This is a genomic window from Desulfosporosinus shakirovi, assembly GCF_020595055.1.
In the GTDB taxonomy this organism is placed as follows: Bacteria; Bacillota; Desulfitobacteriia; order Desulfitobacteriales; family Desulfitobacteriaceae; genus Desulfosporosinus; species Desulfosporosinus shakirovi.
The window spans coordinates 67,623-83,146 of the sequence record NZ_JAJDOO010000007.1 but is presented as its reverse complement, the minus strand read 5'-3'; the positions used below and the strand labels follow the sequence as shown (position 1 = coordinate 83,146).

Sequence of the window (15,524 nt, the reverse complement as noted above, 5' to 3'; positions counted from 1 at the left end):
GAAAATTGAGATGAATTTAAAACGAAGAAGTGCAATTTTAGTCGCCTTATTGGTTTCGCTACTTTTGGTTATTTCCGGTTGTGGTGCCAAGACCCCAGCAACTTCAACTCCAGCGCCGGCTGACGCTACTAAGGAGAAACTCAAGGTTGCGTTTGTGTATGTTGGACCAGTAGGGGATGCAGGTTGGAGCTTTGCTCATGACCAAGGTCGCAAGTACTTAGTAGAAAAATTACCACAAGTGGAGACAACGATTATGGAATCAGTTCCTGAGGGCGCGGATTCTGAGCGCGTCATTACTCAGCTCGCTGAAAAAGGTAACAAAATCATCTTTACAACCAGCTTTGGCTATATGGATCCAACCATTAATGTGGCAAAAAAATACCCTGATGTTACCTTTATGCACAATTCTGGTTACAAAACCGCAGAAAATGTGGGGACCTATTTCGGTCGCATTTACCAAGCTCGTTATCTGACAGGTATCGCGGCTGGTAAAACTACGAAAAGCAACACCATTGGCTACGTAGCAGCCATGCCTATCCCAGAGGTTATCCGAGGCATAAACGCCTTTACTCAAGGGGTACGCTCTGTTAATCCCGCTGCCAAAGTACAGGTGGTTTGGACTAATACTTGGTATGATCCTGCTAAAGAAAAAGATGCCGCCAAGAGCCTCCTGACGGCTGGAGCAGACGTTATTGCTCAACACCAGGATACTCCTGGACCTATGCAAGCGGCAGAAGAAGCAGGCAAATATGGTATCGGTTATAATATGGATATGTCCAAGATGGCACCAAAAGCAGTGTTGACATCTGCAGTTTGGAATTGGGGTCCTTACTATGTGCAAACTGTGGAATCAGTTATTAATAAGACTTGGAAAAACGATCAATACTGGGGTCCTATGAGCGATGGTATTGTTGATATTGCTCCTTTCGGTCCTATGGTAACCGATGAGACTAAGAAACTCGTAGCAGATGCTAAAGATAAAATTGTGAGCAAAAAATGGGACGTCTTTACCGGGCCTATTAAGGATCAAACGGGAGCCGTTAAAGTCCCAGAAGGTCAAGTAATGGCTGACAAAGATATGCTTTCAATGGACTGGTTTGTTGAAGGCGTAGACGGAACAATTCCTAAATAAAATCTGGCTATAAATAATTTGTCCATCTTTATGGCAGAGATTATGCTTAGAAGGGTGTTTAATTAACCTTAAAAGCATAATCTCCCATAATTTCGTAGCCTCCTTTTTAAGGTTTCGCCGGAAATTGTTTGTGAATTGAGGGGAACAGAGATGAACCAATCCTTAATCCAATTAAAGGGAATCGTGAAAAAGTTCCCAGGTGTACTGGCGAATGACCATGTAGACCTTGATATTAACCCTGGAGAAATACATGCCATATTGGGAGAGAACGGATCAGGGAAAAGTACTTTAATGTCCGTACTAGCTGGGCTTTACAAGCCAGATGCCGGCAAAATTCTACTAAACGGGGGTGAACAAAAATTTCGTTCCCCTAGGGATGCCATAGCTTGCGGTATCGGTATGGTCCATCAGCACTTTAAATTAGTCGAGCCCTTTACTGTAGCCGAAAATATTATATTAGGTGAAAAGGGAAATTCCTTTTTTTTAGCGAACAAGGAACTTAAAGCCAAGATTAATGAGCTTGGAAAGAAATATGGTCTGGAGATCAATTTGAATGCCAAGGTTTGGCAACTTTCGGTCGGAGAAAAACAGCGCGTAGAGATTGTCCGTATGCTCTACCGCGGTTCTAAAGTATTGATATTGGATGAACCCACGGCGGTATTGACGCCTCAGGAAGCCGGGGAACTGTTTGAAAATTTACGCAGAATGGCCTCCGCAGGATGTGCCATTGTTCTTATTACACATAAGCTTAATGAAGTTGAGGCGATTGCAGATCGAGTTACCGTGTTGCGACAGGGAAAGTTAGCTGGCGTACTTGAACATGACCAAATTAATGCCAAAGAAATGGTCCGCTTAATGGTTGGCAGAGCTGTGGCCTCAAAGTATGAGAGAGACTCTTCTCCTGTGGGTGGGGTCGTACTGGAACTGGATAAAGTAAATGCCTTCAACGACATGGGTCTGCCTTGCTTGCGTAACATGACCCTTTGTGTACGGGAAGGAGAAATACTCGGGCTAGCCGGTGTATCGGGCAACGGACAACGAGAAATGGCGGAAGTCATCGCAGGCTTGCGCCAGGTCGAGAGCGGAAAAGTTCTTTTAAACAACGGGAATATAAGCAACCTCTCCCCCCGCACTATCATTGACCTAGGGGTTGCTTATGTACCTGAAGATCGCTTAGGTATGGGACTTGTACCTGAACTAAATGCCCTGGAAAACCTTATTCTAAAAAATTATCATCAGCAGGAGTACTCAGGGCGATGGTTGTTGAAATCCCAAGCGGTAGCGCGAAACGCCGAGACTTTAGTAAAACAGTATCAGGTCAAAATATCCAGCTTGCATCAGCCTATTAAAGTGCTGTCAGGGGGGAACTTGCAGAAGCTGTTATTGGCTAGAGAGATTTCCAGTTCACCCAAATTAATGGTAGTTATTTATCCTGCAAGGGGATTGGATATCGGAGCCACTGAAGCGGTCCATAAATTACTTTTGGAATTAAAGAAACAAAAGACTGCAATCCTGCTGATCTCTGAGGACCTTGACGAGATATTTAAATTAGCAGACCGGGTAGGGGTAGTATTCGACGGTCAGCTAACAGGAGATTTTCCGGTTGAACAAGCTAACTTAGAAGAGGTAGGACTCTTAATGACAGGTTCCAGCTTAGCCAAAGAAAGGATGAATGACAATGAACCGGCTCACCTTTAAACTGGAAAAACGCTTAACTCCGTCGCCGGTGATGGTTTTTATCATCCCTCTAATATCCGTACTGTTGGCTCTGTTATTAGGAGGTATTTTCTTAGTCCTTACCGGAGAAAATCCACTGACAGTGTATTCGCTTATGTTTGTTGACAGTTTGGGTTCGAAATATGGACTCACTGAGACCATGGTTAAGGCTATTCCACTGATGTTAACCTCATTAGGAGTTTCGTTGGCCTTTAAGATGAAGTTGTGGAACATTGGTGCTGAAGGGCAACTCTACATGGGGGCTATGGCGGCAACCTGGTTGCCCTTAACCTTTCCCGCTCTGCCAATTTACCTCATGCTCCCGGGAATGATTATCCTTGGAATGATTGCAGGGGGACTTTGGGCGCTTTTGACGGCTATTCCGAGAGCAATTTGGAAGGTTAATGAAATTATTACAACCTTAATGCTCAATTACGTGGCGATCCTCTGGGTGGACTTTTTGGTCTACGGTCCCTGGAGAGATCCCGAGGGATCAAATTTCCCCATAACTGCATCTTTTGCGGAGGCTGCCAGGTTACCTGGCCTGGGTGATTCCCGTGTTCATACGGGTTTGTTCTTCGCTTTAGCCTTGGCTGTTATCCTAGCCATTGTTTTTAAGTATTCCCGCTGGGGATACAGCATTAACGTAATTGGTTCAAGTGAACGAGCGGCACGTTACGCAGGCATGAATATCAAACGAAATATTTTATTGGTGATGTTTCTAAGCGGGGCAATTTCAGGGTTGGCAGGTATGGCTGAAGTTAGCGGCATTATTGGTAAGCTGCAACATGGAATCAGCCCGGGCTACGGGTATACAGCCATTATTGTGGCTTGGCTCAGCAAGCTTAACCCCTTGGCTATCCTTATTGTCTCAGTCTTGTTTGGGGCGTTGCAGGTGGGAGGATACGCAGTCCAGGTAGAGGGTGTGCCTGCCGCTGTAGCTACAATGTTACAGGGGGCGATACTCTTCTTTGTCCTTGGAGGAGAAGTCCTTACTAACTACCGGTTGAAACTGGTGAGCCAGAAAGGAGAGGAATTAAGCAAGTGAGCATCCAAGAATTCTTGATCCCTTTATTGGCAGCTTCAGTGATTGCCGGTACACCGATTCTCTATGCAGCCCTAGGTGAACTAATTACTGAACGAGCAGGAATCATCAACCTCGGAGTTGAAGGCATTATGCTGATCGGCGCAGTTTCAGGGTTTATGATGGCAGTAACCACAGGCAGCCCTTGGCTTGGTTTGTTAGCTTCCATGCTGGCCGGCGGAGCAGTGGCCCTAATTCATGCCTTCCTAACCATTACACTTCGGGCTAATCAAGTCGTAAGCGGTTTAGCGCTAACTATTTTTGGTACTGGGCTAAGCGGTTACCTGGGTAAAGCTTATATTGGAATTCCTGTTGAGAAGCCATTTGGCATTATCCCCCTGGGTCCCTTGGCAGATATACCCTACATCGGCCCCATTTTCTTTCAACATGATGCGTTAGTTTACATCAGCTATGTGTTGGTTGTTATAATATGGTATTTTATGTTTCATACCAGACCCGGCTTAAATCTTAGAGCTTTGGGAGAAAATCCTGCAGCTATGGATGCCCTTGGTTTAAACGTCTTTTATCTGAGATATATCTATGTAATGGCTGGTGGAGCCTTAGGGGGTATAGGAGGAGCATACTTATCCTTGGCCTATGCTCCAAGTTGGTTAGAAAACATGACGGCGGGCCGAGGCTGGATAGCGGTAGCTCTCGTGATATTTGCCTTGTGGAATCCATGGCGAGCCTTAATGGGTGCCTACCTTTTTGGGGGGATTGATGCCCTTGGCTTCCGTCTGCAAGTTCTGGGCTATCAAATATCGCCTTTTTTCTTACAAATGTTACCTTATTTATTCACAGTTATAATCCTGGTTTTTGTGGTAGCCCGTCAAAAGGGACGTCTAACCGCGCCTGGGGCGTTGGGTCTGTCGTATGACCGAGAGGAGAGGTAGCCTCTCAACTTAAAGGTATAAAATTGCCCTAAATAAGAAAACACGTCTATGAGGATAGTTTTAGCCATCTCATAGACGTGTTTTTATTTTTAATCAATAAAGGCTTACCAAAACTTAGCCTTTTACTTGAGTCGAAACATTAATGGGACGTGGAGCAGAAGATGGAATTACATTGGCATTCCTAAGTGCGAAAACTACAATCTTTCTCATGATTTTCTCATTAATCGAAGAGGGGTGAGCAAGTTTCATTCTGTCCAAGTAGTGCTGAACTGATTTTGGAGTAGGTCTGAAAAGTTCTGCCAACATTCCTTTTGCTAATTTGAGCCGATTTCCCTTGGCGAGCCCCTTCATGCCTTTCAAGGCACCAGCTAGAGTGATGTCAATTTCTGTTAAATCCGTTCCGAACGGGAATTGTGGAAAGAGCCCATGCGACTGATAGGGTTTAAGCAGGGCATGGATCTTTTGTGGTGTATTATTTCTATACTCTTCAGGAATTTCATAATCAGGGGGAAGTTTTCCTGCCTTTTTTGCCTGTGATACCAGCTGTTTCTGGAATCTAGAGTCAGCAATATTGATCATTTCGGCAATAACCTGTTTTTCTGGCTTACTGCGAATGTCAGCTATCCCATACTCAGTAACAACAATATCTCTCATATGTTTAGGGATTGAACAATGACCGTAACTAAAGACTATATTTGATTTAAGGTTCTTCCCGGAACCTTTTGTGCTTTTGATCATGATAATGATCCTGGCATCAGGCAGGACATGGCCCATCGCTACAAAGTTATATTGCCCGCCGATTCCACTGACAACTTGACCATTCTCGAGTTGATCTGAAGCAATTGCCCCAAAAACGCTGCCAACCATGCCGGTATTTATAAAGCGGGCATCCTTACGTTGCAGGGTACGCAGTTCTTCTCCGCCATAAAGCTGATTGACCTTCTCGACAGCTGACATGGCAAAGAGCTTTCTTTCTTCCTCGCTCATATCATTGAGGGCTTGATAAAATGCTTTTGGACCTAAAAAGAATGCTCCTAGTATCACTGTACCTTTGAGGAGTTCCTTCCCAAGCAGTTTTTGAATCTCTAGTCTGTTTTTCTCCTCATTCATATCGGTAGAGTAGCGGGTCTCTCCGTCGATAATTGTATAGTTTTCATAAGAAAGGCCCTGTTTCAGGATCCCAAAATCCGTGAGAAAAGCGAAGTCCTTGGCCTTAAGTTTTCTATGCAAGGCGTTCACCTCAATGAGTTGGTCGATAATATCAGGAGGAATGTTATCTGCTGCAAGCTTTCCCGCATTGATCAGTTTCATAATAGGGATGCTGTCAAAGACTTTCCTTTTTAGAATCTTACTTTTATACATCTGCATAAAGGCATCAACAAACATTTCGGATGAACCGTAGAGCCCCTTTTCGAAAGTGCCTGTATCTCCCCACCGGGCAATCAGTTCCTTGTATCGTTTTTTTATGCCAGCTTTCTCCAGGATTTCCTGATACAAAGCATTATGTTCATTGCGCATAATAAGTCCCGAAACAATAGCATCCCCAAGGGCTCCAATGCCAACTTGAATGGTACCGCCATCTTTGATTAAAGGGCTGACATTAATACCGATCATATGATCTGCCAGGGCGACAGAATCTTTAGGAGGACAGAAAAGTTCATAGTCGTATTGTGGACCCTGAAGAATCATATCATAAGTTTCGGCCTCTATAACGGCATCTCCATACATAAAAGGCATTTTTTTATTTGCTTCTCCGATGATCACTATTTTTTGGCCATTGGCTCTCATTTCACTCATTAAACGAACGGTTTCCAGACAGATATCAGGGTTACAGGCCATAGAATACATAGTTTTACCATTGATTTCTCTGTAACCTATAAGTTCACCAAAAACGTTTGTGCCTAGGGCTAAAGCATCTCGAACAACATGTGTATAGTGAGAAGACAAATGATGCTGTTGGGCTACGGGATTATTGAGGTAAGTACCTGCTTTAGAGTAAAATTCAAAGACCTCGACATTTTTTGGAAGGATACCTGCCCTAAAATCAATCATATATTCAAATTCCGGAACACCTGCAAAAACTCTGTCTACAATCGGTTGCATTAGGCGCCGTTCGAGTTCAGAGTTGCCTTTAGGTATCTCCAGAGAAAGAGCAGTAATAATTTTAAGTTTAATTTCGGGGTCTTTTTTTGCTCTAGAGTAAAGTTCATTGATAAAATGAACTGGCTTTCCTAGGGCAAGAGTCATAGCATAGCAAATATCCTTCCCTATGTAGTTAATAACTTCATCGACACATTTTTTCGCATCGTCATAGATCATTCCCGAGTTTTCTTTCATTTGAATACTCACCCACCATTTCAACAAATTACAGAAAATGAGAGCATCTTTAGACCGATTGTTATTTACTCGATGAGCCACATTGTCGTTATAATACTTTTAATCTAACTTCAGCTAACTGTCCTCCAATCCACATGAATAATTACTATTTAATCGGCCCATCCGTAAAAAGTTAACAAAAAATCAAATAAATCTACCTGAATGAGAATTCATTCAGGTAGATTTTATCATATCTCATTATAGAATGTAATAGGATTATTCTAAATTATTTATAAATTTATATTATTCCTATTACTTAATTTATTGAATAATAAAAAGCTATGATTATAGATAGAGTGAAGCCTAATTATGATTGAACTAAATATTGTGACAATTGCGAGCGAAGAATGACATAGAAAAAGAAAGTATTTGATGGCTGAAGCAACTCCCTCAGAAGTATCCATTTTGCCTCTGAGGGGCTTGCTCTACCTAAAAGGTTAAAAAACCTTGTGTCAGATCAAATATTACTGAAACTGTCAAGCTTAAAGGTATTGGATTCTGAGATGACATTTCCCATACTATCTGTCAACTTAATCTGAATATCTAGTGCTCCAGATTTATTATTCAAGCGCTTAGGAAGACTGGCTGTTATATAGGTAGGATTTTCAAAATCGGTTTGAACGAGTTGCCCGTTTATATAGACTTTGTGGTCAAATAAAAAGTTTTCCCCCGTTATCTCAATAACGGAGGTATTAGGAGGGGAGGCATTGACAATGAGCGCCCGCCCGTCCCCTAAAATATAATCATCGTTCACTTGAGGCTTGTGATCCGGTTTTAAGAGGTAAGCGTACTCGTTGCCAAAGAGAATATCATATTGAAGTAACTGATACTGACTAATTTCCTTTTGAGAAATAGCTTCTCTCTGCAAATGATGCTCACTGATTACGACATTGGAACCGTTTTGAATAAGGGAGTGCAGGAAGTCTGTCGTCGGACTTCCTGGTTTCTTGGCACGTTCGAGGATATATGAACTTAGAAAGTTTGAGGATAGACGAAGGTTCTCCTTGTCGTTTGAATAGTTATCCCAGACGACAAAGGGGACACTGTACATATTCAAGTAATCTTGGTAATTGAGTTCATCTTGAAAGAAATTTGCTTCTTGATAAACGTCAAAGTTTGTCCCAAGCATAGGTAAATGGTCCCCAAAGAAAACGACGATTGAGGGTTCGTTCGACTGCTCTAACCCTTCAATTAATAGCTTAAGAGATTGATCAACATCGGAAATAATTTGGGTATAGTTTTCTAAAATTGCTCTGGACGATGGACTGATATCTCCGCTTACTTTAACCGAGTTGTCTGGGTTTTCTTCGGCAGAGTAAGGCCCATGAGCCTGCATAGAAACAGCATAAACAAAATCGGGATTTTCCGTTTTCTTCATTTCTGCGAGAATTCTCTGAGAAAGCTCAGTGTCGCGGATATATGGGCCATTGTATTCCGGATGATCAAAGAATTCTTTGCTAATAAACTTATCAAAGGCTAAGTACTTATAAACATTGTTTCGACCATAAAACCAGTTATCATAGGTGTGAATCGCTGTCGTCTCATACCCTTGTTTTTTTAAAACGGACGGCAAGGCTTCTATAGGTTTACGCAGATATTCAACATAAGGAACCACGCCTTTTGGAAGAAATTGAGTTGACAATCCCGTCAATACTTCAAATTCGGTGTTAGCTGTGCCCCCTCCATACACCGGAGAAAGCATCATTCCGCTGGTTTGATCCTTTTGCAAAGAACGAAAATACGGAATGGGGTCTTCGCTAAATGAAACTTCATTCAAAAGAGTGGGATCCCAAAAGGCTTCACTCATAACGAAAATAATATTTGGCTTAAAGTTAGGATCGACAGCATAAGCGGGCGTTGTAGTATTAATAATTTCTCGCACTATTTCCAGTTTATAATTGTCTGGTTTATCAACCGATAAATAGGTTGTATTGAGGATGAAGCCGAGCAACATGCCATTTTCCTCGTAGTTAAGTTTTTGGCTCCAGTTAATCTGCTGAAGCGAAAAGGTTTTCTCCAAGGATATGACTCCTGTATAAGAGGAAATAAGCAAAGTTAAGGATATGGCAAAAGGAGCAAATTTTTCCCTCCAATTGAAATTTTCTTTAGGTATCACTTGAACTGAAAGCAAAAGAGCGATTGTGATAACACATATGTGTAGAAGTGGAATGAGTTCAAGAGTACCGCTAAACTCTTTTGCTATAATCAGGGCTTCTTTGCCGAGGATGAGGTCCCAGGGAAGAAAAGGCTCACCTCTCAAAATTAATTTTTGTCTGCTTATAAGGCCTATAAGGGAGAAAAAAGATAGAAATAAGACTCCGATAGAGATATAGATTTTCCGTTTTAAGACATAAAAAAAGTTAATAACTCCAAACATTAAGACATAGCTAAGCAAGAACTGTTTTGAGTATTGTGCAATCCAAGAAAGTGTACTTGAGATACTCCCTCTATATACGGTCTCTAAGGAAAATAGTATAAACAAGGGCAGACAAGTAATTAAACTGAGATTAAGTAATCCATTATGGAATTTAAATTTAGTAACATTGCTCGAAATCTTTGGAAGAAACATGTGACCCCCTATTGATGAATTTTATCTTCCATTTCCTCAGAAGTACAACTATATATAGTATAACAAGCTAATGAGTTTAATAGATGGTTGGATTGTTAAGAAATTGTTAAGATTACGATAGCTTAACTTGGCATCAGCGCGCGAAAAATGAAGCATTCGTTGAGAAAATTGTGACATAATGTCATGACATTATGTCACAGTGACATTATGTCGTGGACAAAACATTGACAGAAAGAATATTTGAATAATTTACAGAGGAATAATCTGTGCTGAAGGAACATAAATAAAATTTAAACTTACCGTTTTTGTATAATAAATAGCTTATGAGTCATTTTCTGTTTAAAAGGTAGTTGCAACACTAACTATAGAAAAAACTAATCCTTACTATGTAGAATTGGTATAGAAATTGCATTATGAATATGTGAAAGAGATAACAATCAATATTGGAAACGGTACGTGAAGAAGGAGGTGTGCTTAAACTATCCGGAAAAATTAAGAAGATCTAAAAACAAAGAACAAAAATTTAAATTTGGGAGGTAAAAAATGTCTAATTCTACGAACCTTAAAAGTAAATATTCTTTCTTGTTAAAATTTGAAGATTACTGGGCAATTTGGCTTGGAGCTATTATTCTTATCTTAAGCATGTTCTTGTTTTTCGCTAATCCCCCAGCAAATATGGATAAAATAATTGCAGATAGCAATGCTACGATGCAGGCTGAAGCGGAAAAAGCACCATTTAAAACCATCGCCTGGCTTGAGGCAAGTGATGCAAAAGCTGCTCTAAAGGGTACCAGCGCTTCTCTGGCTAAATCAGTTTCTAAATATTTTACTGTTCCTGGATCATGGAGCAGCGATAATCCGCTGAAATCATTTTTCCTAAGTGAGAGTGATGCAAAAGCAAAAAGTGCAGCATCTGCGGAAAAATATGAAAAAGCAAAAGTAGCGACAACAGAGGCAAAAGCTACAGCGGTTCAAGCAGAACAAGCAGCCTCGGCAGCAAGTTTTCAGGATGCTGATTTAAATAAAGAAGCAAAAACCAAAATTGCGGCTTGGCAAAAGGCTAAAGCTGACGCAGAAAAAGCTAAGTCTGCGGCTGAAACGAAACCCTATAATCATATTACTACAATGATTCCATTAATGATTGTTTTGGCTCTTTTATTTGGTATAGGAAAACATTTCATGGGAGAATCAGCGGGAAAATTCTTAGTTGCCTTTCCTGCAGTATTTATTGTTGCAGCACTGTCCTTCTTCATAGGAGGTCACGAATTTGCCAAAGCTTGGGGATTGGAATACGTAATGTGGGCTATTATCCTTGGTTTCTTAGTAAGTAACACCATTGGTACACCAAAGTGGATTATGCCGGCTGTACAAACTGAATACTATATAAAAACAGGCTTGGTACTCCTTGGTGCCACCATTTTGATCAACAAAATGATGATTATCGGCATACCTGGAGTGTTTGTTACTTGGATAGTAACCCCAGTTGTTTTAATAACTACTTTCTGGTTCGGACAAAAAATTCTTAAAATCGAATCGCCCACTTTAAACATGGTTATTTCCGCAGATATGTCTGTAAGTGGGGTTTCAGCTGCTATTTCAGCCGCTGCTGCTTGTAGGGCGAAAAAGGAAGAACTTACTCTTGCAGTTGGTATCTCTATTACTTTTACAGCCATAATGATGGTTGTAATGCCATTGATGATTAAGGCACTAGGTCTGAACCCGGTGCTTGGCGGTGCTTGGATCGGCGGAACGGTTGACTCCACCGGAGCAGTTGTGGCAGCCGGTGAAATCCTTGGACCTGTCGCCAGAGACGTGGCTGCGACTATTAAAATGATCCAAAATATTATGATCGGTTTAATGGCTTTTTGTATTGCTGCCTATTGGGCCTTAAAGGTTGATGTTGACAAATCCAAAGCAGATTTGAAAGTCTCAAGTGCAATGCGTGAGATCTGGAATCGGTTTCCTAAGTTTGTCCTTGGTTTCCTTGGAGCGTCTATAGTTTTCACTCTCATTTATGCAGGAATGGGTTCAGACAGCTCAAAAGTGCTTATTGATAATGGTACCAGCAGCTTTTTGGGCAGTCTCCAGAAGTGGTTCTTTGCTTTAGCGTTTGCCAGTATTGGTTTATCGACTAATTTCCGTGAACTTAGCAAGTATTTTAAAGGTGGAAAACCGGCAATACTTTATGTGTGCGGTCAGTCCTTTAATATTGCTTTAACCTTTACGATGGCGTATATTATGTTCATGAAAGTTTTCCCTCAAATTACGGAAAAATTGATGCAGTAATGAGCACAGATTGTATGCCGGAGGTTTAAAATGTATGCATTGAGAGAGTTCTTAACAATACCGAGAAATGGATTTAAGCCTAGCAAATCACTGTCGCTAGCCTTGAGTTTAGTACTATTGTATTTATTTGTGACGATGGGGTTGCCCTTTTTGTCAAAAGCGGCTGGCTTTTCTGAGGAACATCAATTAATCATCGACGAAAAAATTGAAGCAGGTGCATGGTTTTATATCTTTGTGGAACAAATCAGAGATATAGAACCGCGAGTTACACATAGTCTGCAGTATTCGCCTGGAATGGAAGAAGAGGGTCAGTAAAGCTTAGAATTATATAATAAAGAGCTCTCTTGGGATTCCGGGAGAGTTCTTTATCAAAGAGGGGATGAAAATGACTAATCAGGAACAAGTGATCATAGATGAAAATCATAAGAGCATCTTAGCTTATGAAACTAGGACAGCACAAATAATTACGGCCAGTGTTCTGGAAAAGCCGGAGCTATCTGCTTGGATGATTCTTTTTCCGATAGTTTTTGTCCCATATCTGCAACGTCATCGCAGATATAAAGAATCAACAAAAGGTTTTAGAGCAGGCTATCTATACACCAAGGAAATTGCCTTAAATACAGCTTACAAGCTATATAAGTATGAAATTTCCCGTGAAGAAGCTCTGGTCATGATTACAAAAACTGTGCAAAAGGATCCTAAAGCCGAACGATTAGTTAAACAAATCTATAATTACCAAATTAATGAAATAAAACTGCTCTGTGAGCATTATCTAGCATTGCTAGCTACGAACGAAGATCAGTATGAGCAAATGATTATAGCCCATTATCAAAGTGAAGATAATTACCTTGGCTTTGTGAATCGATTGGCTGAGACGGAAAAAGAAGTCAATAGAGCAGCTATGGCAACCTTTAATGATGACGAGGTAAAAGTGCCGGAAATTATGAATAAAATGGAAAATGGACTATTGGAGCAAAGAGTTCAGGAAGCAAAGCAATTCTTCACAAGAGGAAACGTTTCATCGTCCTAAATCCTGTTAGAATTTCGCTCAGGCCATGCAAATAAGCCCCTCAATTGGGGCTTTTATTTTTTGATTAGGTGGAAACTAAAGCGAGTGTTTATTTCTGACCTGATCTAAAACAGGCTCTTGATTAAGACTCGGCTTCTTGAGAAGATTATTGTTTCTTAATGCGAAAACCACTAGTTTTCGCAGGATCCTTTCTTGCATTGAAGAAGGCTTGAGGAGATTTAATCTCTCCATATAATGATGAGTTGATTCTGGGATCGGTCTAAAAAATTCTTGCAACAACCCTGTAGCCATTTTTAAACGGTTGCCACTTGAGAGCTTTTTCAAGCCTTTAAGAGCCCCCCCCAGAGCAATTTCAGTATCCGTCAAATCCGTTCCGAAAGGAAATGGCTGGAATATTCCGTGGGTCTGATAAGGCTTAAGCAAGGCAGTAATCTTTTCTGGTGTATTATTTCTGTATTCTTGTGGAATTTCATAATCTTTAGGTATTTTGCCTGCTTTCTTGGCCCGATCTAAAAGTTGGTTTTGAAATCGGGAATCAGCGACATTGATTAATTCCGCAATAACCTGTTTTTCGGGTTTGCTGCGAACGTCGGCAATCCCATACTCTGTAACAATGATATCCCTCAGATGTTTGGGTATAGAGCAATGACCATAGCTGAAGACGATGTTGGACTTAAGGCTCTTGCCAGAACCTTTGGTACTTTTTACCATCATAATAACCCTGGCATCTGCTAGGGCGTGCCCCATGGCCACAAAATTATATTGGCCGCCAATTCCACTGATAACTCGACCATCCTCGAGTTGATCCGAAGCAATGGAGCCTAGAACACTTGCCACCATGCCGGTATTGACAAAACGTGCGTCCTTACGTTGCAGGCTTCTCAGTTCTTCATCACCATAAAGCTGGTTAACTTTCTCCACACCAGACATGCCAAAGAGTTTTCTTTCATCTTCACTCATATCATTAAGAGCCCGATAGAAGGCTTTTGGGCCAACAAAGAAGGCACCGAGGATAACTTGACCACCTAGTAACTCTTTCCCGAGCAGCTTTCGAATCTCCATTAGATTTCTTTCGTTATTCATATCTGCAGAGTATTTAGTACCTTCATCGATAATTGCACCGGATTCATAGGAAAGACCCCTTTTCAAGATGCCGTAATCAGTGAGAAAGACAAAGTCTTCCTCATTTAATTTAGAATGAATTGTTTTCATTTCAATGAGTTGATCTATAATATCAGCGGGGATTTTATCTGGTTCGAGTTTTCCTTCATTAATCAGTTTCATAAGAGGGGCACTGTTAAAGACCTTTCTTTTTAGAATTTTACTTTTGTACATTTGCATAAAGGCATCAACAAACATCTCAGATGAACCATAGAGACCTTTCTCGAAAGTTCCTGTATCTCCCCATTCGGTGATTAGTTTTTTGTATCGTTTAAAAATACCGGCCTTTTCTAAAATCTCCTGATATAAATCGTTATGTTCATTACGCATGATAAGCCCTGCTACAATAGCATCGCCCAAAGCGCCAATTCCTACCTGTATAGTGCCCCCGTCTTTTATCAAGGTGCTGACATTAATGCCGATCATGTAATCGGGTAGGGCAACAGGATCTTTAGGAGGACAGAAAAGTTCATAATCGTATTGTGGCCCTTGAAGAATAATGTCATATGTATCCGCTTCTACAACTGCATCTCCATACATAAAGGGCATTTTTTTATTTGCCTCTCCGATGATTGCGACTTTTTTTCCTTTTTCCCTTAGCTCTTTTAAGGCTTTTACGGCTTCCAGACAGACATCAGTGTTACAACTCATAGAATACATCGTTTTGCCATCGATTTCCTGATAACCGACTAACTGGCCGAAGACGTTAGCACCTAAGGCTATAGCATCCCGAGTGGCGTGGGTGTAGTTTGTAGCTAAATGGTTTTGCTGAGCTTCAGGACTAGACAGATATCCGCCAGCTTTGCAGAAGAATTCGAGCACTTCAACGTTTTTGGATAGCTTTCCAGTTCTGAAATCAAGCATAAAATCAAATTCAGGAACACCATTAAAAACCCTGTCTGATAGAGGTCCTAAAAAACGTTTTTCCAGATCACTATGGCCTTTGGGTTTTTCAAGCGTGAGGGCAGTAATGATTTTTAGCTTTATTTCGGGATCCTCTTTAGCTCGTCGGTACAGTTCATTCATAAAGATAATGGGTTTACCAAGGGCAAGGGACATACAAAAGGTAATATCTTTCCCTACATAATGGATAACTTGATCAACACATTTTTTTGCGTCGTCATTAATTGTACCTGGCTTTTGATTCATGTTATATCGCCTGCCATTTCATTTAATTATTGGTTGCAAACAATAATGCGCGTTCAAGATGGATTTTTATAGAATTCTAAGCTTTCAATATGAGGAAATAAGGTGTATGGGAATCCATTCAATTAAAT

10 protein-coding genes are annotated in these 15,524 nt (G+C 40.9%); 7 read left to right on the top strand and 3 right to left on the bottom strand.

Features of this window, described 5'->3' with window-relative positions; all coding sequences use genetic code 11:
- The first annotated feature begins 10 nt into the window (after positions 1-10).
- From LJE72_RS08165 to LJE72_RS08150, 4 genes are all read left to right on the top strand, one after another.
- Positions 11-1,132 (top strand): BMP family ABC transporter substrate-binding protein, encoded by a 1,122-nt coding sequence (locus tag LJE72_RS08165; RefSeq protein WP_229247123.1) that lies wholly within the window; start codon positions 11-13, stop codon positions 1,130-1,132.
- A 150-nt stretch (positions 1,133-1,282) separates the two neighbouring features.
- The gene (locus LJE72_RS08160; RefSeq protein WP_229247122.1) at positions 1,283-2,830 is read left to right on the top strand and encodes an ABC transporter ATP-binding protein; all 1,548 of its coding nucleotides are present in this window, start codon (positions 1,283-1,285) and stop codon (positions 2,828-2,830) included.
- On the top strand, positions 2,811-3,896 hold the full coding sequence (locus LJE72_RS08155) for an ABC transporter permease (RefSeq protein ID WP_229247121.1): 1,086 nt from the start codon (positions 2,811-2,813) through the stop codon (positions 3,894-3,896). The genes LJE72_RS08160 and LJE72_RS08155 overlap by 20 nt, the downstream gene beginning before the upstream one ends.
- A complete protein-coding gene (locus tag LJE72_RS08150; RefSeq protein ID WP_229247120.1) occupies positions 3,893-4,825 on the top strand; it encodes an ABC transporter permease in 933 nt (310 codons plus the stop codon). The genes LJE72_RS08155 and LJE72_RS08150 overlap by 4 nt, the downstream gene beginning before the upstream one ends.
- Positions 4,826-4,939: 114 nt before the next feature.
- On the opposite strand, the gene LJE72_RS08145 is transcribed toward LJE72_RS08150, so the two are convergent.
- Both LJE72_RS08145 and LJE72_RS08140 read right to left on the bottom strand, forming a co-directional pair.
- On the bottom strand, positions 4,940-7,162 hold the full coding sequence (locus LJE72_RS08145) for an acetyl-CoA hydrolase/transferase C-terminal domain-containing protein (RefSeq protein WP_229247119.1): 2,223 nt from the start codon (positions 7,160-7,162) through the stop codon (positions 4,940-4,942).
- A 496-nt stretch (positions 7,163-7,658) separates the two neighbouring features.
- Positions 7,659-9,221: an LTA synthase family protein gene (locus LJE72_RS08140; RefSeq protein WP_312038906.1), complete on the bottom strand. Its 1,563-nt coding sequence runs from the start codon at positions 9,219-9,221 to the stop codon at positions 7,659-7,661.
- 1,092 nt (positions 9,222-10,313) lie between these two features.
- Between LJE72_RS08140 and LJE72_RS08135 the strand changes: the two genes are divergently transcribed.
- From LJE72_RS08135 to LJE72_RS08125, 3 genes are all read left to right on the top strand, one after another.
- Positions 10,314-12,056: a YeiH family protein gene (locus LJE72_RS08135; RefSeq protein ID WP_229247117.1), complete on the top strand. Its 1,743-nt coding sequence runs from the start codon at positions 10,314-10,316 to the stop codon at positions 12,054-12,056.
- A 30-nt stretch (positions 12,057-12,086) separates the two neighbouring features.
- The gene (locus tag LJE72_RS08130; RefSeq protein WP_229247116.1) at positions 12,087-12,371 is read left to right on the top strand and encodes a hypothetical protein; all 285 of its coding nucleotides are present in this window, start codon (positions 12,087-12,089) and stop codon (positions 12,369-12,371) included.
- 70 nt (positions 12,372-12,441) lie between these two features.
- Positions 12,442-13,086: an NF038143 family protein gene (locus tag LJE72_RS08125; RefSeq protein WP_229247115.1), complete on the top strand. Its 645-nt coding sequence runs from the start codon at positions 12,442-12,444 to the stop codon at positions 13,084-13,086.
- 75 nt (positions 13,087-13,161) lie between these two features.
- Here LJE72_RS08125 and LJE72_RS08120 read toward each other — a convergent pair whose 3' ends face one another.
- Complete coding sequence (locus LJE72_RS08120) at positions 13,162-15,396, bottom strand: acetyl-CoA hydrolase/transferase C-terminal domain-containing protein (RefSeq protein WP_229247114.1); 2,235 nt, start codon at positions 15,394-15,396, stop codon at positions 13,162-13,164.
- Positions 15,397-15,524 lie beyond the last annotated feature (128 nt).

What these genes read in the sequence shown, in the direction of transcription:
- LJE72_RS08165 (WP_229247123.1), top strand. Translation starts at nt 11, where the DNA reads ATGAATTTAAAACGAAGAAGTGCAATTTTAGTCGCCTTATTGGTTTCG.
- LJE72_RS08160 (WP_229247122.1), top strand. Translation starts at nt 1,283, where the DNA reads ATGAACCAATCCTTAATCCAATTAAAGGGAATCGTGAAAAAGTTCCCA.
- LJE72_RS08155 (WP_229247121.1), top strand. Translation starts at nt 2,811, where the DNA reads ATGAACCGGCTCACCTTTAAACTGGAAAAACGCTTAACTCCGTCGCCG.
- LJE72_RS08145 (WP_229247119.1), bottom strand. Translation starts at nt 7,162, where the DNA reads ATGAAAGAAAACTCGGGAATGATCTATGACGATGCGAAAAAATGTGTC.
- LJE72_RS08135 (WP_229247117.1), top strand. Translation starts at nt 10,314, where the DNA reads ATGTCTAATTCTACGAACCTTAAAAGTAAATATTCTTTCTTGTTAAAA.
- LJE72_RS08130 (WP_229247116.1), top strand. Translation starts at nt 12,087, where the DNA reads ATGTATGCATTGAGAGAGTTCTTAACAATACCGAGAAATGGATTTAAG.
- LJE72_RS08125 (WP_229247115.1), top strand. Translation starts at nt 12,442, where the DNA reads ATGACTAATCAGGAACAAGTGATCATAGATGAAAATCATAAGAGCATC.
- LJE72_RS08120 (WP_229247114.1), bottom strand. Translation starts at nt 15,396, where the DNA reads ATGAATCAAAAGCCAGGTACAATTAATGACGACGCAAAAAAATGTGTT.